The 24,081-nt window shown below is 49.3% G+C and carries 22 protein-coding genes and 1 pseudogene; 10 read left to right on the top strand and 13 right to left on the bottom strand.

Annotated features, from left to right (window positions below; all coding sequences use genetic code 11):
- Positions 1-170: 170 nt before the first annotated feature.
- Both mobB and mobA read right to left on the bottom strand, forming a co-directional pair.
- Entirely contained in the window at positions 171-698 is a 528-nt protein-coding gene (mobB, locus tag FQ015_RS15635) for a molybdopterin-guanine dinucleotide biosynthesis protein MobB (protein WP_000907615.1), read from the bottom strand.
- Positions 680-1,264: a molybdenum cofactor guanylyltransferase MobA gene (mobA, locus tag FQ015_RS15640; protein ID WP_039021162.1), complete on the bottom strand. Its 585-nt coding sequence runs from the start codon at positions 1,262-1,264 to the stop codon at positions 680-682. Before mobA ends, mobB begins: the two co-directional genes overlap by 19 nt.
- A gap of 69 nt (positions 1,265-1,333) precedes the next feature.
- Here mobA and FQ015_RS15645 point away from each other — a divergent pair, with 69 nt between their 5' ends.
- From FQ015_RS15645 to FQ015_RS15660, 4 genes are all read left to right on the top strand, one after another.
- Positions 1,334-1,603 carry a YihD family protein gene (locus tag FQ015_RS15645; RefSeq protein ID WP_001295263.1) on the top strand — a complete coding sequence of 90 codons (270 nt, stop codon included), beginning with the start codon at positions 1,334-1,336 and terminating at the stop codon, positions 1,601-1,603.
- Between the two features lie 76 nt (positions 1,604-1,679).
- Entirely contained in the window at positions 1,680-2,666 is a 987-nt protein-coding gene (gene srkA, locus FQ015_RS15650) for a stress response kinase SrkA (protein WP_039021161.1), read from the top strand.
- 16 nt (positions 2,667-2,682) lie between these two features.
- A complete protein-coding gene (dsbA, locus tag FQ015_RS15655) occupies positions 2,683-3,309 on the top strand; it encodes a thiol:disulfide interchange protein DsbA (protein ID WP_000725337.1) in 627 nt (208 codons plus the stop codon).
- 154 nt (positions 3,310-3,463) lie between these two features.
- Positions 3,464-4,894, top strand: coding sequence for a YdgA family protein (locus FQ015_RS15660; RefSeq protein WP_039021160.1), 1,431 nt, complete (start codon positions 3,464-3,466; stop codon positions 4,892-4,894).
- Positions 4,895-4,934: 40 nt separating this feature from the next.
- Here the strand turns inward: FQ015_RS15660 and FQ015_RS15665 are convergent, their stop codons facing one another.
- Positions 4,935-5,867, bottom strand: a complete 933-nt coding sequence (locus tag FQ015_RS15665; RefSeq protein ID WP_032304181.1) for an acyltransferase — start codon at positions 5,865-5,867, stop codon at positions 4,935-4,937.
- A 363-nt stretch (positions 5,868-6,230) separates the two neighbouring features.
- Between FQ015_RS15665 and polA the strand changes: the two genes are divergently transcribed.
- Together polA and FQ015_RS24735 are read left to right on the top strand one after the other, a co-directional pair.
- Complete coding sequence (gene polA / locus FQ015_RS15675; RefSeq protein WP_039021159.1) at positions 6,231-9,017, top strand: DNA polymerase I; 2,787 nt, start codon at positions 6,231-6,233, stop codon at positions 9,015-9,017.
- 165 nt (positions 9,018-9,182) lie between these two features.
- Positions 9,183-9,230, top strand: coding sequence for a spot 42 RNA, inhibition of DNA synthesis (locus FQ015_RS24735; RefSeq protein WP_071892919.1), 48 nt, complete (start codon positions 9,183-9,185; stop codon positions 9,228-9,230).
- A 137-nt stretch (positions 9,231-9,367) separates the two neighbouring features.
- Here FQ015_RS24735 and yihA read toward each other — a convergent pair whose 3' ends face one another.
- Entirely contained in the window at positions 9,368-10,000 is a 633-nt protein-coding gene (gene yihA, locus FQ015_RS15680; protein WP_000183349.1) for a ribosome biogenesis GTP-binding protein YihA/YsxC, read from the bottom strand.
- A 296-nt stretch (positions 10,001-10,296) separates the two neighbouring features.
- On the opposite strand from yihA, the pseudogene FQ015_RS24265 reads away from it, so the two are divergent.
- The 3 genes and pseudogenes from FQ015_RS24265 to hemN all read left to right on the top strand — a co-directional run bounded on the left by FQ015_RS24265 (position 10,297) and on the right by hemN (position 12,653).
- Positions 10,297-10,463: pseudogene (locus FQ015_RS24265) on the top strand (hypothetical protein).
- Positions 10,464-10,581: 118 nt separating this feature from the next.
- Entirely contained in the window at positions 10,582-11,091 is a 510-nt protein-coding gene (gene yihI / locus FQ015_RS15685; protein WP_001295266.1) for a Der GTPase-activating protein YihI, read from the top strand.
- A gap of 188 nt (positions 11,092-11,279) precedes the next feature.
- Positions 11,280-12,653 (top strand): oxygen-independent coproporphyrinogen III oxidase, encoded by a 1,374-nt coding sequence (gene hemN / locus FQ015_RS15690; RefSeq protein WP_000116093.1) that lies wholly within the window; start codon positions 11,280-11,282, stop codon positions 12,651-12,653.
- Between the two features lie 228 nt (positions 12,654-12,881).
- Here hemN and FQ015_RS15695 read toward each other — a convergent pair whose 3' ends face one another.
- From FQ015_RS15695 to glnA, 4 genes are all read right to left on the bottom strand, one after another.
- Positions 12,882-12,992 carry a YshB family small membrane protein gene (locus FQ015_RS15695; protein WP_160449795.1) on the bottom strand — a complete coding sequence of 37 codons (111 nt, stop codon included), beginning with the start codon at positions 12,990-12,992 and terminating at the stop codon, positions 12,882-12,884.
- A gap of 111 nt (positions 12,993-13,103) precedes the next feature.
- Positions 13,104-14,513 carry a nitrogen regulation protein NR(I) gene (gene glnG, locus FQ015_RS15700; protein WP_136758565.1) on the bottom strand — a complete coding sequence of 470 codons (1,410 nt, stop codon included), beginning with the start codon at positions 14,511-14,513 and terminating at the stop codon, positions 13,104-13,106.
- Between the two features lie 11 nt (positions 14,514-14,524).
- Entirely contained in the window at positions 14,525-15,574 is a 1,050-nt protein-coding gene (gene glnL, locus FQ015_RS15705) for a nitrogen regulation protein NR(II) (protein ID WP_000190577.1), read from the bottom strand.
- Positions 15,575-15,748: 174 nt separating this feature from the next.
- Positions 15,749-17,158, bottom strand: coding sequence for a glutamate--ammonia ligase (glnA, locus tag FQ015_RS15710; protein ID WP_001271704.1), 1,410 nt, complete (start codon positions 17,156-17,158; stop codon positions 15,749-15,751).
- A gap of 372 nt (positions 17,159-17,530) precedes the next feature.
- Between glnA and typA the strand changes: the two genes are divergently transcribed.
- Positions 17,531-19,354 (top strand): ribosome-dependent GTPase TypA, encoded by a 1,824-nt coding sequence (typA, locus tag FQ015_RS15715; protein ID WP_000570668.1) that lies wholly within the window; start codon positions 17,531-17,533, stop codon positions 19,352-19,354.
- Positions 19,355-19,444: 90 nt separating this feature from the next.
- Here typA and FQ015_RS15720 read toward each other — a convergent pair whose 3' ends face one another.
- From FQ015_RS15720 to FQ015_RS15740, 5 genes are read right to left on the bottom strand one after another with little or no spacing between them, the layout of a single operon-like run.
- The gene (locus FQ015_RS15720; protein WP_039021158.1) at positions 19,445-20,140 is read right to left on the bottom strand and encodes a Cof-type HAD-IIB family hydrolase; all 696 of its coding nucleotides are present in this window, start codon (positions 20,138-20,140) and stop codon (positions 19,445-19,447) included.
- Positions 20,137-20,994 carry an STM4011 family radical SAM protein gene (locus tag FQ015_RS15725; protein WP_160524243.1) on the bottom strand — a complete coding sequence of 286 codons (858 nt, stop codon included), beginning with the start codon at positions 20,992-20,994 and terminating at the stop codon, positions 20,137-20,139. Before FQ015_RS15725 ends, FQ015_RS15720 begins: the two co-directional genes overlap by 4 nt.
- Positions 20,991-22,229: an STM4012 family radical SAM protein gene (locus tag FQ015_RS15730; protein WP_160524244.1), complete on the bottom strand. Its 1,239-nt coding sequence runs from the start codon at positions 22,227-22,229 to the stop codon at positions 20,991-20,993. The genes FQ015_RS15725 and FQ015_RS15730 overlap by 4 nt, the downstream gene beginning before the upstream one ends.
- Positions 22,222-23,094, bottom strand: coding sequence for an STM4013/SEN3800 family hydrolase (locus FQ015_RS15735; RefSeq protein WP_160524245.1), 873 nt, complete (start codon positions 23,092-23,094; stop codon positions 22,222-22,224). Before FQ015_RS15735 ends, FQ015_RS15730 begins: the two co-directional genes overlap by 8 nt.
- Entirely contained in the window at positions 23,087-24,073 is a 987-nt protein-coding gene (locus FQ015_RS15740; RefSeq protein ID WP_160524246.1) for an STM4014 family protein, read from the bottom strand. The genes FQ015_RS15735 and FQ015_RS15740 overlap by 8 nt, the downstream gene beginning before the upstream one ends.
- Positions 24,074-24,081 lie beyond the last annotated feature (8 nt).

Raw genomic sequence — 24,081 nt, forward strand, 5'->3', positions numbered from 1 at the left:
AGAAGTGAAACGCCGTAGCGCCGATGGTAGTGTGGGGTCTCCCCATGCGAGAGTAGGGAACTGCCAGGCATCAAATTTAGCAGAAGGCCATCCGTCAGGATGGCCTTTTTGCGCTGGTGCAGAAAAAGGTCGGATGCGACGCTGGCGCGTCTGATCCAGACTACTCTTGCTTATCCGTCCTGATTTTGCATCCACTCCACCACAAAATCAGCCAGCCCCTCAACATCATTAATATCCAGTAACGCGACATCAAGATTAAGCGGCACATCACTGGCTACAGCAATAACATGTCTGTCTATCACTAATTCTTCCGGTCGATGTCCGGCTCCATCGCGAAACAGCACAATCTTTGCGATCTCTTCATGCTTAAACCCTTCGACCAGAATCAAATCCAGCTTTGAGGTATCCATTCGACTTGCGAGAAAATGTAGATCCAGCTCTTCTTCGTCTGGCGTTTCCGTCATCAAAGCCCATCGTTGCTGGCTGGCAACGATGGTTTGCGCCGCGCCAGCCTTGCGCAGTTCATAGCTATCTTTGCCTGGCTTATCAACATCCATATCATGATGCGTATGCTTAATCAGTCCCGGACGGATCCCTCTGGCGCATAATGCCGGGATCAGTTTTTTCAGCAGCGTAGTTTTTCCAGTGCCGCTCCACGCGGCAAAGGCGAGTAACGGTATCATCGTTTTTCCTGCCATCGGGCAAGCTCCTCTGGCGTATTCACGTTTACAAATGCATCTTTATGATCGCTGAAATCGACCGCGTGACCGCCAGCCAGACGCATAAATGCCATTACCCGGCGTTCTCCTGCTTGCAGATATTCCAGTAATAAAGGCTCAATTGCGCGGTTTACCAGAGCAATAGTCGGGTGATCGCGTTCACCGTCGTGGACCCACACGACAGGCGCATCTTTGCGCTGATGATTAAGCCTGGCGGCTAAATCATGGGGAATGTAAGGCGTATCGCATGGACAAAACAAAAACCACTCACCAGGTTCCTGCTGCATTACTGAAAGCATTCCTGCCAGAGGGCCTGGGTAATCCGCCAGTGAATCTTCAATCACTTTCAGACCGCTTGCCTGATAGATTTCCTGATGACGATTAGCATTAACCACGACGTGAGAGAGCTGCGTCATAAGCGCGTCAGCGACATGTTGCCATAATGGTTTGCCGTTTAATTCAAGCAATCCTTTATCTACGCCGCCCATTCGTCTGGCTTTACCGCCCGCCAGCACAACGCCTGTTATCGTCGTCATCAGATTCACCGATATCGCCTCTTTTATTGTGGGATTGACCCTGCTAACGTGTCTGTCTCAAGAGTAAGGAGCATCACTATGAAATGTAAACGTCTGAATGAAGTTATTGAACTCCTCCAGCCAGCCTGGCAAAAAGAGCCAGACCTTAACCTGCTGCAATTTTTGCAGAAACTGGCGAAAGAGTCAGGTTTTGACGGCGAACTGGCGGATTTGACGGATGACATTCTGATCTATCACCTGAAAATGCGTGATTCCGCGAAAGATGCGGTGATCCCGGGTTTGCAGAAAGATTATGAAGAAGATTTCAAAACGGCGCTATTACGCGCACGTGGCGTAATTAAAGAGTAAAAGCTTGTAAGCGGCGCAACCAAAATCATCGTGAAATGATATCCTTCATCATTCGTAATGTTTTCCGGATGATGGGATGAACAACAGCGCTTTTACTTTCCAGACACTACACCCGGATACCATCATGGACGCTCTGTTTGAGCATGGGATCCGGGTGGATTCCGGTCTTACCCCGCTTAACAGCTATGAAAACCGTGTCTATCAATTTCAGGACGAAGAGCGTCGACGTTTTGTCGTCAAATTTTATCGCCCTGAACGTTGGACAGCCGATCAAATCCTCGAAGAACATCAATTTGCGTTGCAGCTGGTTAACGATGAAGTTCCGGTCGCAGCACCTGTGGCCTTTAATGGTCAGACTTTATTGAATCATCAGGGATTTTATTTCGCTGTTTTTCCAAGCGTCGGTGGTCGCCAGTTCGAAGCTGATAATATCGATCAGATGGAAGCGGTTGGGCGTTATTTAGGGCGTATGCACCAGACGGGGCGCAAACAGCTTTTTATCCATCGCCCGACCATCGGTCTGAATGAATACCTCATTGAGCCACGCAAGCTGTTTGAGGACGCTACATTGATACCTTCCGGGTTAAAAGCGGCATTCCTGAAAGCGACAGATGAGCTGATCGCCGCCGTTACAGCACACTGGCGGGAAGATTTTACCGTTCTGCGGCTACATGGAGACTGCCACGCCGGGAATATTCTCTGGCGCGATGGTCCAATGTTCGTTGATCTGGATGATGCACGTAATGGTCCGGCTATTCAGGATTTGTGGATGTTGCTCAATGGCGATAAAGCTGAGCAGCGGATGCAACTGGAAACTATTATTGAGGCTTATGAAGAATTTAGCGAGTTCGACACCGCTGAAATCGGACTGATTGAACCTTTACGCGCCATGCGTTTGGTTTATTATCTTGCCTGGCTAATGCGGCGTTGGGCTGATCCCGCGTTCCCGAAAAATTTCCCGTGGTTAACCGGGGAAGATTACTGGCTGCGACAGACGGCGACTTTTATAGAACAGGCAAAAGTTCTACAAGAACCCCCTTTGCAATTAACACCTATGTATTAATCGGAGAGAGTAGATCATGAAAAAGATTTGGCTGGCGCTGGCTGGTTTAGTTTTAGCGTTTAGCGCATCGGCGGCGCAGTATGAAGATGGTAAACAGTACACTACCCTGGAAAAACCGGTAGCTGGCGCGCCGCAAGTGCTGGAGTTTTTCTCTTTCTTCTGCCCGCACTGCTATCAGTTTGAAGAAGTTCTGCATATTTCTGATAACGTGAAGAAAAAACTGCCGGAAGGCGTGAAGATGACTAAATACCACGTCAACTTCATGGGGGGTGACCTGGGCAAAGATCTGACTCAGGCATGGGCAGTGGCGATGGCACTGGGCGTGGAAGACAAAGTCACTGTTCCGCTGTTTGAAGGCGTACAGAAAACCCAGACCATTCGTTCAGCATCTGATATCCGCGATGTATTTATCAACGCAGGTATTAAAGGTGAAGAGTACGACGCGGCGTGGAACAGCTTCGTGGTGAAATCCCTGGTCGCTCAGCAGGAAAAAGCTGCAGCTGACGTGCAATTGCGTGGCGTTCCGGCGATGTTTGTTAACGGTAAATATCAGCTGAATCCGCAGGGTATGGATACCAGCAATATGGATGTTTTTGTTCAGCAGTATGCTGATACTGTGAAATATCTGTCCGAGAAAAAATAATTCATTGTGAATTACATAAGGCCCGTGAATATTCACGGGCTTTTTTTATTATTTAATAAATATAAATACATTCTGATAATGCGTCCTGCCGCTGGACATTATTTCAGCATAAGTGGATATTCAAAGTTTTGCTGTTTTATCAGGGAATATTTATATGATACGTAAGTCAGCTACAGGTGTTATTGTTGCGTTAGCCGTAATCTGGGGTGGTGGCACATGGTACACAGGTACGCAAATTCAGCCTGGTGTCGAAAAGTTCATTAAAGATTTTAACGATGCTAAAAAGAAAGGTGAACATGCCTACGATATGACGTTAAGTTATAAAAACTTTGACAAAGGCTTTTTTAATTCTCATTTTCAAATGCAAATGACATTTGATAACGGTGCACCCGATCTCAATATCAAGCCAGGCCAGAAAGTTGCATTTGATGTGGATGTTGAGCACGGTCCGTTGCCCATCACAATGTTAATGCGTGGTAATGTCATCCCCGCACTGGCAGCGGCAAAAGTGAACTTAGTGAATAATGAACTGACACAACCGCTATTTATCGCCGCAAAAAATAAATCGCCCGTGGAAGCGACATTGCGATTCGCGTTTGGTGGCTCATTCTCCACGACATTAGATGTTGCCCCTGCAAAATATGGAAAGTTTTCTTTTGGTGAGGGCCAGTTTACTTTTAATGGTGATGGTAGTTCATTGTCTAATCTGGATATTGAAGGCAAAGTCGAAGATCTTGTTCTGGAATTATCGCCATTGAATAAAGTAACGGCGAAAAGTTTTACCATTGATTCTCTAACGCGATTAGAAGAAAAGAAATTTCCGGTTGGCGAAAGCGAGTCGAAATTCAATCAGATTAACATTATCAATCAGGGAGAAGACGTTGCCCAAATCGATGCTTTCGTTGCAAAAACCAGGCTGGATCGCGTTAAAGACAAAGATTATATCAATGTCAATCTGACCTACGAACTTGATAAGTTAACAAAAGGAAATCAGCAACTCGGTAGTGGTGAGTGGTCCTTGATTGCGGAATCTATTGATCCCTCAGCGGTGCGCCAATTTATCATTCAGTATAACATTGCGATGCAGAAGCAGCTTGCTGCACACCCTGAGTTAGCAAACGATGAAGTTGCTCTGCAAGAAGTGAATGCTGCATTGTTCAAAGAGTATTTACCGTTATTACAAAAAAGTGAGCCGACCATTAAACAACCGGTAAGATGGAAGAACGCACTCGGCGAACTAAATGCCAATCTGGATATCAGTATTGCCGACCCAGCCAAATCCTCATCATCCACAAACAAAGATATTAAATCGCTCAATTTTGATGTGAAGTTACCGCTTAATGTCGTCACAGAAACCGCAAAACAGCTTAATTTATCTGAAGGGATGGATGCGGAAAAAGCGCAAAAGCAGGCTGATAAACAAATCAGCGGGATGATGACATTAGGTCAGATGTTTCAGTTAATCACGATTGACAACAATACCGCCTCGCTGCAACTGCGTTATACACCGGGTAAAGTTGTTTTTAACGGACAGGAGATGAGCGAAGAAGAATTTATGTCTCGTGCCGGACGTTTTGTTCATTAAAATACTCACTCGCCTCTGCTCATTCAGAGGCGAGCAAAATTTACTTGTCCTGCCGCTGTGATGACATCAACGACGTCAGAAGCCGGTCTTTTTCCTGCCACAGTGAGTTCAGCCATTGCTGAAAATGGCGCTTAAAGCTTTTGTCATTGATGTAGTCGCCATGTAACTCATCGGCAATAGGCTGCAAATCCACATGTACGACAATTCGCGTCAGTTTACCGCTTAACATATCGAAGAACGGCTGACGGTTATTGTCCGGATAACACAGCGTAACATTAAGCAGTTTATCGAATTGTTTACCCAGTACATTTAGCGCCATCGCAATGCCTGCCGCCTTTGGTGGCAACAAGTTTTGAAAAGTGGAGTGGGTTTGCTGATGTTTTTCTTGCGTGAAACGGGAGCCTTCAACGAAATTGACAATGGTGGTGGGGTGCAGGCGAAACTTTTCACAAGAACGCCGGGTGGTTTCAACATCTTTACCACGTCGTTCCGGATGACGTAATAAATAAGCGCGGGAATAACGCTTCATAAACGGCATATCCAGCGCCCAGCATGCCAGGCCAAGAAATGGCACCCAGGCAAGCTGCTGCTTGAGGAAATATTTATTCATCGGAATGTGCTTACGAAACAGCACGCACAGTACGACAATATCTGCCCAACTACGGTGGTTACAAATAAGCAGATACCAGTTCTTCTTACTTAACCCTTCCAGCCCGTGAACTTCCCATTGCAGGTGTGGGTTCAGATGCAGTAATACCGCCAGACTTTCACACCAGCAATACATCATAAAATCACAAAAACGCGAAACCTTTCGCCAAATGACTGGCACAGGTAGCAATAGTTTTACAATCCCGGCAATGATGATCGGGACGGAGCAAAAAATTGTGACCAAAATGGTCAATACGATACTCAGCAAAAGGGTTATCGCAGCGAGTATTCTCGTCATAATGAATTTATTCAAAAGGTTAGCCATAGACAGTGCGCTAAAGAAGCGCAAGGCGCCGATTTTAGCAGAAAACGCCCCAAATAACGGATGATCCTTAAGGAGAAAAATAATTCATATCTATCCACATTAGAAAAAATCCCATTATCACAATTATTAGGGATGGCTTTATATTTAACTGTATGAAAAGCAAAGACAAACATCATGCTGTAAAAAGCATGATAATAAATTAAAAGCGATGTAAATAATTTATGCACAAAGTTATCCACATGACGATTTGCGAGCGATCCAGAAGATCTACAAAAGATTTTCACGAAAAGCGGTGAAAAACTCATGTTTTCATCCTGTCTGTGGCATCCTTTACCCATAATCTGATAAACAGGCACGGACATTATGGTTCAGATCCCCCAAAATCCACTTATCCTTGTAGATGGTTCATCTTATCTTTATCGCGCATATCACGCGTTTCCCCCGCTGACTAACAGCGTAGGCGAGCCGACCGGTGCGATGTATGGTGTCCTCAACATGCTGCGCAGTCTAATCATGCAATATAAACCGACGCATGCAGCGGTGGTCTTTGACGCCAAGGGAAAAACCTTTCGTGATGAACTGTTTGAACATTACAAATCACATCGCCCGCCAATGCCGGACGATCTGCGTGCACAAATCGAACCCTTGCACGCGATGGTTAAAGCGATGGGACTGCCGCTGCTGGCGGTTTCTGGCGTAGAAGCGGACGACGTTATCGGTACTCTGGCGCGGGAAGCCGAAAAAGCCGGGCGTCCGGTGCTGATCAGCACTGGCGATAAAGATATGGCGCAGCTGGTGACGCCAAATATTACGCTTATCAATACCATGACGAATACCATCCTCGGCCCGGAAGAGGTGGTGAATAAGTACGGCGTGCCGCCAGAACTGATCATCGACTTCCTGGCGCTGATGGGTGACTCCTCTGATAACATCCCTGGCGTACCGGGCGTCGGTGAAAAAACCGCGCAAGCATTGCTACAAGGTCTTGGCGGACTGGATACGCTGTATGCCGAGCCAGAAAAAATTGCTGGGTTGAGCTTCCGTGGTGCGAAAACAATGGCGGCGAAGCTCGAGCAAAACAAAGAAGTGGCTTATCTCTCTTACCAGCTGGCGACGATTAAAACCGACGTTGAACTGGAGCTGACCTGTGAACAACTGGAAGTGCAGCAACCGGCGGCGGAGGAGTTGTTGGGGCTGTTCAAAAAGTATGAGTTCAAACGCTGGACTGCTGATGTCGAAGCGGGCAAATGGTTACAGGCCAAAGGGGCAAAACCAGCCGCGAAGCCGCAGGAAACCAGTGTTGCAGACGAAGCGCCAGAAGTGACGGCAACGGTGATTTCTTATGACAACTACGTCACCATCCTTGATGAAGAAACACTGAAAGCGTGGATTGCGAAGCTGGAAAAAGCGCCGGTATTTGCATTTGATACCGAAACCGACAGCCTCGATAACATCTCTGCCAACCTGGTCGGGCTTTCTTTTGCTATCGAGCCAGGCGTAGCGGCATATATTCCGGTTGCTCATGATTATCTTGATGCGCCCGATCAAATCTCTCGTGAGCGTGCACTCGAGCTGCTAAAACCGCTGCTGGAAGATGAAAAGGCGCTGAAGGTTGGGCAAAACCTAAAATACGATCGCGGTATTCTGGCGAATTACGGCATTGAGCTGCGTGGGATTGCGTTTGATACCATGCTTGAATCCTACATTCTCAATAGCGTTGCCGGGCGTCACGATATGGACAGCCTCGCGGAACGTTGGTTGAAGCACAAAACCATCACTTTTGAAGAGATTGCGGGTAAAGGCAAAAATCAACTGACCTTTAACCAGATTGCCCTCGAAGAGGCCGGACGTTACGCAGCCGAAGATGCCGATGTCACCTTGCAGCTGCATCTGAAAATGTGGCCGGATCTGCAAAAACACAAAGGGCCGTTGAACGTCTTCGAGAACATCGAAATGCCGCTGGTGCCGGTGCTTTCACGCATTGAACGTAACGGTGTGAAGATCGATCCGAAAGTGCTGCACAATCATTCTGAAGAGCTCACTCTTCGTCTGGCTGAGCTGGAAAAGAAAGCGCATGAAATTGCAGGTGAAGAATTTAACCTTTCTTCCACCAAGCAGTTACAAACCATTCTGTTTGAAAAACAGGGCATTAAACCGCTGAAGAAAACGCCGGGTGGTGCGCCGTCAACGTCGGAAGAGGTACTGGAAGAACTGGCGCTGGACTATCCGTTGCCAAAAGTGATTCTGGAGTATCGTGGTCTGGCGAAGCTGAAATCGACCTACACCGACAAGCTGCCGCTGATGATCAACCCGAAAACCGGGCGTGTACATACCTCTTATCACCAGGCAGTAACCGCAACGGGACGTTTATCGTCAACCGATCCTAACCTGCAAAACATTCCGGTGCGTAACGAAGAAGGTCGTCGTATCCGCCAGGCGTTTATTGCGCCAGAGGATTATGTGATTGTCTCGGCGGACTACTCGCAGATTGAACTGCGCATTATGGCGCATCTCTCGCGTGACAAAGGCTTGCTGACCGCATTCGCGGAAGGAAAAGATATCCACCGGGCTACGGCGGCAGAAGTGTTTGGTTTGCCACTGGAAACCGTCACCAGCGAGCAACGCCGTAGCGCGAAAGCGATCAACTTTGGTCTGATTTATGGCATGAGTGCTTTCGGTCTGGCGCGGCAATTGAACATTCCACGTAAAGAAGCGCAGAAGTACATGGACCTTTACTTCGAACGCTACCCTGGCGTGCTGGAGTATATGGAACGCACCCGTGCTCAGGCGAAAGAGCAGGGCTACGTTGAAACGCTGGACGGACGCCGTCTGTATCTGCCGGATATCAAATCCAGCAATGGTGCTCGTCGTGCAGCGGCTGAACGTGCAGCCATTAACGCGCCAATGCAGGGAACCGCCGCCGACATTATCAAACGAGCGATGATTGCCGTTGATGCGTGGTTACAAGCTGAGCAACCGCGTGTGCGTATGATTATGCAGGTACACGATGAACTGGTATTTGAAGTTCATAAAGATGATGTCGATGCCGTCGCGAAACAGATTCATCAACTGATGGAAAACTGTACCCGTCTGGACGTGCCGTTGCTGGTGGAAGTGGGGAGTGGCGAAAACTGGGATCAGGCGCACTAAGATTCGCCTGAACATGCCCTTTTTTCGTAAGTAAGCAACATAAGCTGTCACGTTTTGTGATGGCTATTAGAAATTCCTATGCAACAACTGAAAAAAAATTACAAAAAATGCTTTCTGAACTGAACAAAAAAGAGTAAAGTTAGTCGCGTAGGGTACAGAGGTAAGATGTTCTATCTTTCAGACCTTTTACTTCACGTAATCGGATTTGGCTGAATATTTTAGCCGCCCCAGTCAGTAATGACTGGGGCGTTTTTTATTGGGCGAAAGAAAAGATCGTAATGCCTGATGCTTCTCAGGCCTATGCCAGAGCCGGATACGCCACATCCGGCACAAGCATTAAGGCAAGAAAATTATTCGCCGTCCTGCGTTTCTTCTACAGGCTGCATCTCGCTAAACCAGGTATCCAGTTTCTGCCGCAGCTTGTCCACGCCTTGTTTCTTCAGTGAAGAGAACGTTTCAACCTGCACATCACCGTTAAACGCCAGCACTGCTTCACGCACCATATTCAATTGTGCTTTACGTGCGCCGCTTGCCAGTTTGTCCGCTTTGGTCAGCAGCACCAGAACGGCGATATTACTGTCTACCGCCCACTCAATCATCTGCTGATCCAAATCTTTCAGCGGATGGCGAATATCCATTAGCACCACCAGACCTTGCAGGCTCTGACGTTTTTCGAGGTATTCGCCGAGCGCGCGTTGCCATTTGCGCTTCATCTCTTCCGGGACTTCCGCGTAGCCATAGCCGGGCAGGTCAACCAGACGCTTGCCGTCAGCCACTTCAAACAGGTTGATAAGCTGGGTGCGCCCTGGGGTTTTTGAGGTCCGCGCCAGGCTTTTCTGGTTAGTCAGCGTGTTCAGCGCGCTGGATTTACCTGCGTTGGAACGGCCTGCAAAAGCCACTTCAATTCCGGTATCGGAAGGTAGGTGGCGAATATCAGGCGCACTCATCACAAAATGCGTCTGTTGATAATTCAAATTAGTCAAAGCGGTCGTCTCCGTCAGTCAAAGCTTTGCGGCGATTATACCTGAACCATAATAAAAGGCGGATTTTTCGGCGTGAGCGTTGTAAGTAAAAGCCATACGCTTTGTGAGACATTGCCGATAGTCTTTATGCGAAATAGCAGAGAAAATTCTGCGATGCATGTCAAATAAGCTATATAAATCAGTTAATTGCTTTTATATAAAACTCTGAAAATGTGCAAATACTGATGGCGGTTGATTGTTTGTTTAAAGCAAAGGCGTAAAGTAGCACCCATAGAGCGAGGACGCTAACAGGAACAATGACTCAGGATGAGGGTCAGGAGCGCCAGGAGGCGAAGACAGAGGATTGTCAGGAAGACAAACGTCCGGAGACGTAATTAAACGGAAATGGAATCAACACGGATTGTTCCGGCTAATGGAAAAACAGGGTGTGTTGGCGGCCTGCAAGGATTGTAAGACCCGTTAAGGGTTATGAGTCAGGAAAAAAGGCGACAGAGTAATCTGTCGCCTTTTTTCTTTGCTTGCTTTCTGTTAGATTCCGCCGCAAATCTATACTGAATAAAACGGCTAAAAGACGAACCATTATGAAACCATCATCTTCAAACTCACGCAGCAAAGGTCATGCAAAAGCGCGTCGAAAAACACGCGAGGAGCTGGATCAGGAAGCTCGTGACCGCAAGCGTCAGAAAAAACGTCGTGGTCATGCGCCGGGCAGCCGCGCAGCGGGCGGTAACACCACGTCAGGCAGCAAAGGCCAGAACGCACCGAAAGATCCACGTATTGGCAGTAAAACCCCTATTCCATTGGGCGTGACTGAAAAAGTCACCAAACAGCACAAACCGAAGAGTGAGAAACCTATGCTTTCACCGCAGGCGGAGTTGGAGTTACTGGAAACGGATGAGCGTCTGGATGCGCTGCTGGAACGTCTGGAGGCAGGCGAAACCCTGAGCGCCGAAGAGCAATCCTGGGTGGATGCCAAACTGGATCGTATTGATGAGTTGATGCAGAAACTCGGCCTCTCTTATGACGATGACGAAGAAGAGGAAGAAGACGAGAAGCAAGAAGACATGATGCGTCTGCTGCGGGGCAACTAACGGATTGCCGCCGTGGGCCTTCCCGTTCTGCTGATAACCCTTCCGGTTATATGTTATCTGGTGTGGTTATTCGTTAAACTACAGCGGTTGTCGCGGCGACAAAAGTGGCTGCGCAACCGGCTGATGACTCGAAACGGGCATCCGCCGGTACGCCGTAGCCGCCAGAGACGCCATCGGAAGGAGTGAGCATGTCTGTACAGCAAATCGACTGGGATCTGGCCCTGATCCAGAAATATAACTATTCCGGGCCACGATACACCTCGTACCCGACCGCGCTGGAGTTTTCAGAAGACTTCGGCGAACAGGCGTTTTTACAAGCCGTGGCGCGCTATCCTGAGCGTCCATTATCTCTCTACGTACATATCCCGTTCTGCCATAAGCTTTGTTACTTCTGCGGTTGCAATAAGATTGTTACTCGCCAGCAGCACAAGGCCGATCAGTATCTGGACGCGCTGGAGCAAGAAATCGTCCATCGTGCACCGCTGTTCGCCGGGCGTCACGTCAGCCAATTGCACTGGGGCGGTGGTACGCCGACGTATCTGAACAAAGCGCAAATCAGCCGACTGATGAAGTTGCTGCGCGAAAACTTCCAGTTCAATGCCGATGCGGAGATTTCGATCGAAGTCGATCCGCGGGAAATCGAACTGGATGTACTCGATCATTTACGCGCCGAAGGCTTTAATCGCCTGAGCATGGGCGTGCAGGACTTCAACAAAGAAGTGCAACGTCTGGTTAACCGCGAGCAGGATGAAGAGTTCATCTTTGCACTGCTTAACCATGCGCGTGAGATTGGCTTTACCTCCACCAACATCGACCTGATTTACGGCCTGCCGAAACAGACGCCGGAGAGTTTCGCCTTTACCCTGAAACGCGTGGCGGAGCTGAACCCCGATCGTCTGAGCGTCTTTAACTATGCGCATCTGCCGACCATTTTTGCTGCTCAGCGAAAAATCAAAGATGCTGACCTGCCGAGTCCACAGCAAAAACTCGATATCCTGCAGGAAACCATCGCCTTCCTGACACAATCGGGCTATCAGTTTATCGGTATGGATCACTTTGCTCGCCCGGATGACGAGCTGGCGGTGGCCCAGCGTGAAGGCGTGCTGCATCGTAACTTCCAGGGCTACACCACTCAGGGCGATACCGATCTGCTGGGGATGGGCGTTTCCGCCATCAGCATGATTGGCGACTGCTACGCGCAGAATCAGAAAGAGTTGAAGCAGTACTATCAGCAAGTGGATGAACAAGGCAATGCGCTGTGGCGTGGTATTGCGCTAACGCGTGATGACTGTATTCGTCGCGATGTGATTAAGTCGCTCATCTGCAACTTCCGTCTGGATTATGCCCCCATTGAGCAACAGTGGGATTTGCACTTCGCTGACTACTTTGCAGAAGATCTCAAGCTGCTTGCCCCGTTAGCAAAAGATGGGCTGGTGGATGTGGATGAGAAGGGGATTCAGGTAACGGCGAAAGGTCGCCTGCTGATCCGCAACATTTGCATGTGCTTTGATACCTATCTGCGCCAGAAAGCGCGGATGCAGCAGTTCTCACGGGTGATTTGAATGGTGAATGGCGCTTCGTTTACAAAGTAGAAAACGAAAGCGCCATCAATGTGCTGAGAACAAGATTGCCTGATGCGCTGGTTAAGAAAACCTGTTGAAATTATTGCTTTTGTAGGCCGGATAAGGCGTTTACGCTGCATCCGGCATCTGAGCATGATGCCTGATGCGACGCTGGTCGCGTCTTATCAGGCCTACGACTTTCTCCGCATCCGGCATAAACAACGAGCTTCAGCTAAACAGCCCAATCATCGCAGCACACAGCACGGCAGCAACGGCAGTTTGCGGTGTGTGGCTGTTAACTGCGCCACTCGATACCAGATTAATTATTGATTCCAGCATAATGACTCTCCCCGTTTTCCGGGCAAGATCATACTGAACTTATCGGAACAGTAAAGAGCAAAATACAAGCAATTTGCGCTCAATAATCAATCTTTACACACAAGCTGTGAATCACTCCATCCCCAGCTCTTTTAACTTCCGCGTCAGGGTGTTACGCCCCCAGCCAAGTAGCCGCGCAGCTTCCTGTTTATGCCCCTGCGTATGTCGCAACGCGGTCGTCAGTAACGTCCGCTCAAGCTCAGGCTGCGCTTCGGAAAGCAAATTTTGATGACCGGAACGCAGCGCTCTGTCTGCCCACTGCGCTAACAGCGTTGCCCAACTGTCCGGTTGCATATGCGAAGTACTCTCCGCAACCGTTGATTCAAACAGTTCGCCAGGCAAATCCTGAATCAACACTTCCTGCCCGGCGGCCATCACCGTTAGCCAGCGACAGGTGTTTTCCAGCTGGCGTACGTTACCCGGCCATGCCAGACGCGTCAGCGCGGCTTCGGTTTCCGGATGCAGCAACTTCGCTTCTACGCCCAGCTCTCGCGCGGCAACCTGTAAAAAATGGCGTGCCAGACGGGGAATATCTTCCCGACGCTCGCGCAATGGCGGCAGATGAACGCGGATAACGTTCAGGCGGTGGAACAAATCCTCACGGAACTTGCCTTCCTGTACCCGCTGTTCGAGATTCTGATGGGTCGCAGCGATAATCCGCACATCTACTTTCACCGGCGCATAGCCGCCAACGCGATAAAACTGACCATCTGCCAGTACGCGCAGCAAACGCGTCTGCACATCCAGCGGCATATCGCCAATTTCATCGAGGAATAACGTGCCGCCATCGGCCTGTTCAAAACGCCCCTGACGAATAGTATTCGCGCCGGTAAACGCGCCTTTCTCGTGACCGAACAGTTCTGATTCGATCAAATCCTTCGGGATAGCCGCCATATTCAGCGCGATAAACGGCGCTTTGGCTCGAGGACTGTGGCGATGCAGGGCATGAGCGACCAGTTCTTTACCGGTGCCGGATTCGCCGTTAATCAGCACGCTAATAGAAGAACGTGAAAGCCGACCGATAATCCGGAACACGTCCTGCATGGCTGGCGCTTCGCCGATGATATCGGTCGTCGGGCCGTTAAGCTGAACATTACGCGGTTGCTGCTGTTCCTGATAATGGCTGATGGCGCGCTCAACCAGCGCCACGGCTTCGTCGATATCAAATGGTTTGGGCAGATAATCAAACGCCCCTTGTTGATAGGCGCTGACGGCAGCATCCAGATCGGAATGTGCGGTCATAATGATGACCGGAAGCATCGGATGGCGCTGTTTAATCTGCTTGAGCAGCGCCAGCCCGTCCATTCCCGGCATACGGATATCCGACAGCAGTACATCCGGTGTTTTGCTCGCCAGCGCCTCCAGCACTTCCGCGCCGTTCTCAAACGTCGTACAGGTTAAACCTGCTCCAGCGAGCGCACGTTCAAGCACCCAACGGATGGAACTATCGTCATCGACTACCCAGACTATCCCTCGTTGCATAAACGTCACCTTTATTTCCTGATAGGCAGGTAAACCGAGAACTCGGTATGACCTGGCCAACTGGTAAATTCAATTTTGCCTGAATGCTGATCAATCAAATTACGGGCGATGGATAAGCCAAGCCCGGTGCCACCTTCGCGGCCGCTGACCATCGGGTAAAACAGCGTATCCTGCAAATGAGGCGGAATGCCTGGCCCGTTATCTTCCACATCAATCCGCGCCGCCAGCCGATAGCGCTCGCCGTGTAAGGTCAGTTGAAACGCGGTGCGGGTACGCAGAATGATTTCACCACCTTCCGGCCCCAGCGCCTGTAGCGCATTGCGCACAATATTCAGCAATACCTGTTCAATTTGATCCGGATCGTGCGCCAGTTCCGGCAGGCTGGGGTCGTAATCACGAATCAACCGCACGTTGTCCGGCAGTTCCATCGACACCAGCGTCACCACGCGTTCAGCCACTTTGTGAATACTTTCGGTAACGCGCGTACCGGGCAGTTGCGGCCCCAACAGACGGTCGACCAGATTTCGCAGCCGATCCGCCTGTTCAATAATCACTTTGGTATATTCCAGCAGTGACGGGTCAGGTAATGCTTTGCTGAGCAGCTGCGCTGCACCACGTAAACCGCCAAGCGGATTTTTAATCTCATGCGCCAGGCCGCGCACTAAATCACGGGCAGCAACCTGCTGGGCGTGCTGTAGCTGTTCCTGACTTAATCGGCGCTGGTTATCCATCGGTGCCATCTCCAGCAGGATCATGCCGTCCGGCATACGCTGGGCCGTCACAGAAAGGATATGCGAGCGCCCGTCGATGACCAGCGTCACTTCGTTATCGGTAAAACCTTGCCCCGCCTCCAGACTTTCTTGCATCAGCTCGATATTTAATGAGAAGTAGCTCAACAGTTCCGGTAACGGCGTACCAAACAATTTGCGGGAGCTTTGGGCGAGCAGTTGTTGCGCGGCGGGGTTGGCGTAATGGATCGCCAGGTTGTCATCGATTAACAAAATACTGTTAATCAGCGAGTTGAGGATCTGCCCAGCATCGGGCTGCGTGCCTGTTGCCATAAAGCAGTCTCCTGAACAGGTTGCACCATTTTAGTGCATTATAGCTTTTTACGGATAAAAAGCGCGAAGCATCAAAGAAGTTACGGAGAAAAAAGCCCATGCAGAGATGGGCTGAAAGTTTCCACGGCAACTAAATCCCGGCCTTCTTTGCACCGGGTAGTACAACTTCAACTATTAGACGCTGTAGTACAGCTCAAACTCTACCGGATGCGGAGTCATACGCACGCGGTCATTTTCTTCGCGACGCAGAGCGATGTACGCATCAATGGCTTCGTCAGTGAACACGCCACCGGCTTTCAGGAACTCGCGGTCCAGATCCAGTTCGTTCAGTGCTTCTTCCAGAGAGCCTGCAACCTGTGGGATCTCTTTCGCTTCTTCTGGCGGCAGGTCATACAGGTTTTTGTCCATGGCTTCGCCTGGGTGGATCTTGTTCTTGATACCATCAAGACCGGCCATCAGCAGGGCAGCAAAGCACAGGTACGGGTTAGCCGCTGGGTCCGGGAAACGGACTTCGATACGACGTGCTTTCGGAGAAGAAACCACTGGAATACGGATAGACGCAGAACGGTTGCGTGCAGAGTAAGCCAGCATTACCGGTGCTTCGTAGCCCGGGACCAGACGCTTGTAAGAGTTGGTGGTCGGGTTTGCCAGGGCGTTAATTGCTTTAGCGTGTTTGATTACGCCGCCAATGTAGTACAACGCCTGCTCAGACAGACCTGCATATTTGTCGCCAGCGAACAGGTTGACGCCGTTTTTAGACAGTGACATGTGGCAGTGCATACCGGAGCCGTTATCACCGAACATCGGTTTTGGCATAAAGGTCGCGGTTTTACCGAAGCGGTGCGCTACGTTGTGCACAACATATTTGTAGATCTGAATTTCGTCAGCTTTTTTGGTCATGGTATTGAAGCGGGTAGCCACTTCGTTCTGACCAGCAGTCGCTACTTCGTGGTGATGGGCTTCAACCACCAGACCCATCTGTTCCATCACCAGACACATTTCAGAACGGATATCCTGCGCAGAGTCTACCGGCGGAACCGGGAAGTAACCGCCTTTCACTGCCGGACGGTGACCTTTGTTACCACCTTCATATTTGGTGGAGGAGTTCCATGCACCTTCGATATCGTCGATGGCAACATGAGAACCGGAGATAGACGCGCCGAAACGGATGTCATCGAACAGGAAGAATTCAGGTTCTGGCCCGAACAGTACGGTGTCGGCAATGCCAGTAGAACGCAGGTAATCTTCAGCGCGCTTCGCGATGGAACGCGGGTCACGGTCATAGCCTTGCAGGGTGCCTGGTTCAAGGATATCGCAACGGATAATCAGGGTAGAGTCCGCGAAGAACGGGTCAATCACTGCGGTGGATGCGTCTGGCATCAGCACCATGTCGGATTCGTTAATGCCTTTCCAGCCGCCAATCGAGGAGCCGTCAAACATTTTGCCTTCTTCGAAGAATTCAGCATTCACCTGATGAGCAGGGATAGTGACGTGCTGTTCTTTACCTTTGGTGTCGGTGAAGCGCAAATCAACAAACTTCACTTCGTGCTCGTTCAGCATCGTCAGTACGTGTTCAGCGGACATACTTTAACTCTCCTGGATTGGTCATGGTCGTCGTGGTAACGAAATCTGCAATTATTTTGGCCGTGTCGCCGTAAAAAAGATAAAGCGAAATCTGTGCCAACTTTTAAATTGCCCCTAAAAGGCGTTATCATGCGCACCATCGTGCAAAAGGGCTGCACCACGATGTTAATGTTGCACCAATATAGTGCTTCAATGGAAACATTAAGCACCATATTGGTGCAATGACCTTTGGATAACCCTTTTTATGCTCCGTGAAAGCGATCACAAAGGGACTCTGCAATACTTGTTTGCGGAGGATGTTTGTGATCCTGTTTTGTAGTGCGATTAATCCGTGTACAATAACGCGCTATTTCTAATGCCTGAGGCAAAGTTGTGATCGAAAAATTGCGTAATATCGCCATCATCGCGCACGTAGACCATGGTAAAACCACCCTGGTAGACAAGCTGCTCCAACAATCTGGTACGTTCGACTCTCGTGCCGAAACCCAAGAGCGCGTGATGGACTCCAACGATTTGGAGAAAGAGCGTGGGATTACCATCCTCGCGAAAAACACCGCTATCAAATGGAATGATTACCGTATCAACATCGTTGATACCCCGGGGCACGCCGACTTCGGTGGTGAAGTTGAACGTGTAATGTCCATGGTAGACTCAGTGCTGCTGGTGGTTGACGCATTTGACGGCCCGATGCCGCAAACGCGCTTCGTAACCAAAAAAGCGTTTGCTTACGGCCTGAAGCCGATTGTTGTTATCAACAAAGTTGACCGCCCTGGCGCGCGTCCTGATTGGGTTGTGGATCAGGTATTCGATCTGTTCGTTAACCTCGACGCGACCGACGAGCAGCTGGACTTCCCGATCGTTTACGCTTCTGCGCTGAACGGTATCGCGGGTCTTGACCACGAAGATATGGCGGAAGACATGACCCCGCTGTATCAGGCAATTGTTGACCACGTTCCTGCGCCGGACGTTGACCTTGACGGTCCGTTCCAGATGCAGATTTCTCAGCTCGATTACAACAGCTATGTTGGCGTTATCGGCATTGGCCGCATCAAGCGCGGTAAAGTGAAGCCGAACCAGCAAGTTACTATCATCGATAGCGAAGGCAAAACCCGCAACGCGAAAGTCGGTAAAGTGCTGGGCCACCTCGGTCTGGAACGTATCGAAACCGATCTGGCGGAAGCTGGCGATATCGTGGCGATCACGGGCCTGGGCGAACTGAACATTTCCGACACCGTTTGCGACACGCAAAACGTTGAAGCGCTGCCGGCACTCTCCGTTGATGAGCCGACCGTTTCTATGTTCTTCTGCGTTAACACCTCGCCGTTCTGCGGTAAAGAAGGTAAGTTCGTAACGTCTCGTCAGATTCTGGATCGTCTGAACAAAGAACTGGTACACAACGTTGCGCTGCGTGTAGAAGAAACCGAAGACGCCGATGCGTTCCGCGTATCTGGTCGTGGCGAACTGCACCTGTCTGTTCTGATCGAAAACATGCGTCGTGAAGGTTTCGAACTGGCGGTATCCCGTCCGAAAGTTATCTTCCGTGAAATCGACGGTCGTAAACAAGAGCCGTATGAAAACGTGACGCTGGACGTTGAAGAACAGCATCAGGGTTCTGTGATGCAGGCGCTGGGCGAACGTAAAGGCGACCTGAAAAACATGAATCCAGACGGTAAAGGCCGCGTACGTCTCGACTACGTGATCCCAAGCCGTGGTCTGATTGGCTTCCGTTCTGAGTTCATGACCATGACTTCTGGTACGGGTCTGCTGTACTCCACCTTCAGCCACTACGACGACGTACGTCCGGGTGAAGTGGGTCAGCGTCAGAATGGCGTACTGATCTCTAACGGTCAGGGTAAAGCGGTAGCGTTCGCGCTGTTCGGTCTGCAGGATCGCGGTAAGCTGTTCCTCGGTCACGGTGCCGAAGTTTACGAAGGTCAGATTATCGGTATTCACAGCCGTTCTAACGACCTGACTGTAAACTGTCTGACCGGTAAGAAACTGACCAACATGCGTGCTTCCGGTACTGACGAAGCCGTTGTTCTGGTTCCGCCTATCCGCATGACGCTGGAACAAGCGCTGGAGTTCATCGATGATGACGAACTGGTAGAAGTGACTCCGACCTCTATCCGTATTCGTAAACGTCACCTGACGGAAAACGATCGTCGTCGCGCCAACCGCGCACCGAAAGACGATTAATTTCGTTTTTTAGTCATAAAAAACCTGCCAGCGATGGCAGGTTTTTTGCTTTTGTAGGCCTGATAAGATGCGCAAGCATCGCATCAGGCGTCATCTGAAACCCTGTGCATCAAGAAAATCCGCAATAGCATCTGTGTTGTTGTGACCGATAACGCAGTCAGCGCAGGCTTTTGCCAGAACGCTGCCATTGCCCATCGCAATACCTTTCCCAACCATCTGCAACATTCCCGCATCATTATCGTTGTCGCCAAAGGCAATAATTTCATCCAGCGCGATATTTTGCTGCTGGGCATACCAGAGCAGACTTTTGCCTTTATCGCACCCCGCCTGAGTAATATCCAGTTGATGATGCCAGGACCAGCTACAGGCCAGCGATAATTCTTGCCGGGCAAATTCCTCTGTCTGGCGCAATAACGAAGCCTTGCGGTGCACCAGGCTAATCTGCAAAACAAAATCATTGTACGTATAAATATTTGGCTGCAATATTTGTTGTGAAAACCAGCGTCGTAGCTGTTCCACCTTTTGGGTATCCAGCGGCAGCGGACGCAATATTTGCCGCTGTCGTGGATGATAAAGATAACTGCCGTTACAGCAAATCATCGGCTCGGTTAACTGCAATTGCTGATAATAAGGCAGGGCTTCGCTGTGCGAACGTCCGGTGGCGAGGATAATCTTCACACCTGCCTGTTGCGCGCTTTGCAGTGCCGAAACAGACGCAGGGGAAATCATTTTCTTGCTGTTCAGCAATGTGCCGTCTAAATCGAGCGCAATTAACCGGCAGATCATAACGAGAAGATCCGAAAGCAGCGTTCAGCATCAAATTGTGAGAGGGCCGGAATATCCTGACGCAGATGATAAGCCAGATAACAGTGGCACTGCCGGGCCATACAGGCTGGAGATGAAAGTTGCTGCTGATATAAATTGCCGATTTTAATTTTGCTGATATTACAGGCGAAGAGATCGCCATCAGCATTCATAAACACGCTCTTTTTGCCGCCGATACAAAACTCGACATTCGCAGGCCAGAGGCTGGTTTCCAGATGATAAAGCGGGTCCAGCAACTGAAACTGGCTATTTCTTTCGTCGCTGGTGGGCCTTTTATCGCGCTCATTGGCGTTTAGCCAGAAATAGATATCGGGAGGAAGATGCGCGCGTAACCACTGTAATTCGTCATAGTCGGCTACGCTGGCGACGGCCCCCACAGAACAGGTAATCCCCGTGTCCTTAATTGCCAGTAACTGTTTAAGGAAAACTTCTTTACTGACCTGGGAAGGATGAAACGAACACCACAGCCGCAGCTTTGCTAAATCGCCCTGAGAGTGCTGAAAAGTCGCGACTAAGGTGGATAAATTAAAAGAGGCGTTGGTCTGAATACCCACTGCCTGGACATGGGAATAACGGCTGATTTCCGCCATCGCCGCCATATAATAACGATAACGCAATGCTTCGCCGTAGGGCGTAATCAACACATTTAATGGTGAACCCAGCGCCGGTAAATGCTCAACCATGCGCCATAATGCCGCTTCATCCTGCTGCTTATCATTGCGGTCTTGTTTATGAAAAGGGCAATAACCACAGCGATAATTACACGACTTTATCTCGCCGCGATAAATCAGCGTCTGGATCTGCTTGAGCGTCATCGTTTATGCGTCTCCAGCCTGCGAACTTCCGGGGAAATAAACAGCGGGCCAAGCTGGTCCGAAAGCGCTAAACCCTGCGCGGTGAGCAGAATGCGATTATCGTGCTGGTGGCAATAATCTTGTTTGATAAAATCGCCCAGCAGGGGAAAATCGCTTAATACCTGTGAAGAGAACTGGCGCTGATAATCATTTAATGAAAGCCCTTTATAGAAAAAGAGATTCTTGATAATAAAACGCCGCTTCATTTCTGCTTGTGAAAGAACATAGCCGTGGTGAATCTGGGTCTTATCTGGCCGGGCGATAAAATCCGTGACAATTTGCCGCGATGCGGGCTGGTTTTGCGACCACGGCGTGCAGTAATGTAAATTGCCAAGATAACTGCGCCCGCCCGCGCCAAGCGCCAGCGAATTTTCAAAGCCACAACTTTCAGCCGCCGAATCATTATTTACCCGCACAAAACGGCGCATTGACGTTTGCGTATAACCTTCATGCAATAAGCGATCGCGGGCTTCAATATAGAGGCTATACATATCCGGCTGGCGCGGCATGTTATACAGCGGGTATAAAAAAAGTTCGTCAGGCTGATAATCTAATGCCTGATTAAGCGACGCCATTAAACTTGCGGCTGTTTGACCAGGAATACCGTAAATAATATCAATATTGATTATCGGGAAATTACCCCTGCGCAGTAGCCCCAGCGCCCGATGGGCATTTACCGCGCTATGGCGGCGGTGTAATGTGGCAAGTTCCAGATCGTTAAAACTCTGAACACCAATACTGACGCGGCTTACCGCAAGCTGGCGCAATAACGCGACCTTTTCGGCGGTGGTATCGGAAGGCGATGTTTCAATTGCCTTAAAAATCTGCGTATCGACCTGTAATTCATCAAACACCCCGCAAAACAACCGCCACAGCTGCCCGACATTAAGCAGCAATGGCGTACCGCCGCCAATGGTAAAACTGGCCCAGTCTACAGGCGCAAGTTGCATTTGCCGGGCCTGGATAATAATTGCTTCTATGTAGTTGTCGATAAAGGCATTGTCTGCCCCCGTGCAGGTAAAGAGATTACAAAACCCGCAGCGGCTCTGGCAAAAGGGCATATGAATATAGAGATGTGTTTTATGCTCGTAAATACGCGACTTCACATCCGCAAAAGCAATATTGTTTAATTCCCGATAAGCGGTCTTATGCGGGTAACTGTACATATATTGCTGATAAATCGATTCATTATTCATCGGTTTTGCCATTTAACACAAAGTGAAAATAGGGTACGGTATTCACAATCGGATGGTTAAAACTGTGGAAATATTTTCCGTCTTCCCCGTAGCAAGTGCCATGATCGGAACAGAGAATAACTAACGTCTCTCTTCCGGTTTGCCGGAAGGTGTCGAAAAGTTTTTCGATTCTCGCATCAATATAATGCAGGGCAGCGGCGTGAGTTTCTACCGTATCGCCAGGCTTGGCATTTTCAATATAAAAATGATTCGGATAATGAATGGTGTCGATATTGATATACATCATCAGCGGCTGTTCAGCGTTCACCTTTTTATTAATTAAGGTGAGCTGATTATCCATGCTCTCTTTCACCGTGCAGGAGAAATTAGGATACCAGTAACTCTCTTTAAACATCGCCGGGAACACTTTCCCCATCCCTGAACGGTTATTAAAAAAGGAGACGCCACCCACGCAGATAGTGCGGTAACCTTTGTTTTCCAGCCCCTTAATCCACGTCTCTTCGCTGAATGCGAACGCATTTTTTGGCCCTAAACGCCCTAAACCAATATCTTTGGGAAAAAAGAGCATTGAATGGCCCGGTGCGGCTTCCAGCGGCTTAGGCATAAAACCAGAAAACATCGAATGATGCGAAGGCCAGGTAAAATTGCCAGCGGCTTCGCACTTTATCCAGCGACCATAGCGGTTAATGTTCGGCGTATTGCCCGCCTCTTGTTCCTGAAACGCAATATCAAAACGCAGGGAGTCAAGCACCACAAACAAGACATTGGCTCCCCTGACAATCAAATCATTTAAATTGATTTCGCCATCGCAGGAATGGATTGCCGTGCGGGTATTTTCCGGTACTTCGTCTGTTACGTTATACATGGTGTTCTCTCATTACCTGAATCTGGCGTTGATAAATTTTGTTTTGTTCGCAGGTGTCCTGATAAATAAGATCGCCCTGGCCGTTAATTTCGATAATATAGGGTGTTAAATTTTGCGTGAGTAATACGTCAAGCCCGGCAATGTGTACGTCCGGATAGAGGTTCATGGCGTTGAGACAAAGCGTATCAATTTCAGCTACTTTTTCTGCGGATAAATTAAGATCGGCAAAACGGATAGCTTCATTTTGTAAATGCAAATTGGTGATCGGCTGTGATGATGTTCTGACAACCCGCCAGACGATTTCGCCATTAACGTACACTATGCGTAAATCGTAGCTTTTATTGCCCACCCTGGCTTTTGCCAGCCAGCGTTCGATAATATTGTCTTGTTGCAAAATAGTATTCACAATCAACGTAATATCATCGCTGTTTTCATAGCGGATAATGTGTTTACTGTTCATCAGTCTGTTACCTGCAACCTGGATGGCGCAATAAAGCACCTGACGGTTATCACCGGGATGTAAATTTAAAGCCAGCATCCCGGCGGCCCCTGATCCGAGATTCGGCTTAATAAACACGCGATAAACCTTTTCGCTGTACATACAGGCGATCAGTTGATCGTAGCTACGGACATCATCCGCGAATATTGGCGGTGTCGGGATCGCGTGCTCGATTAATCGGTGTTTACAATGGCGTTTATCCAGAAGATGAATAATACCTTTTGGTGAGTTAATAAAATGGATTTCCCTTCTGGTAGCCATTTTTTGTAAAAAACTAATATAGTTTTGGCTAACTGTATTAATTAAGCGAATATCTGTTTCCTGATGTAAGGGGGGATCAATTTTTACCATGCCTTTATTTAAGGGCAGGGTAAGCGCTTGATCATAGCTTACCACGTTGATAGGTTCCTGTAAGCGTGACGCTGCCTGGCAAAAATAAAATGTGCGTTTGCTTTCAGGATGACCAATTAACGTAATCACGAAGAATT

Origin of the sequence: Escherichia sp. HH26CH, assembly GCF_009820205.1 — a bacterium.
Lineage (GTDB): Bacteria > Pseudomonadota > Gammaproteobacteria > Enterobacterales > Enterobacteriaceae > Escherichia > Escherichia coli_F.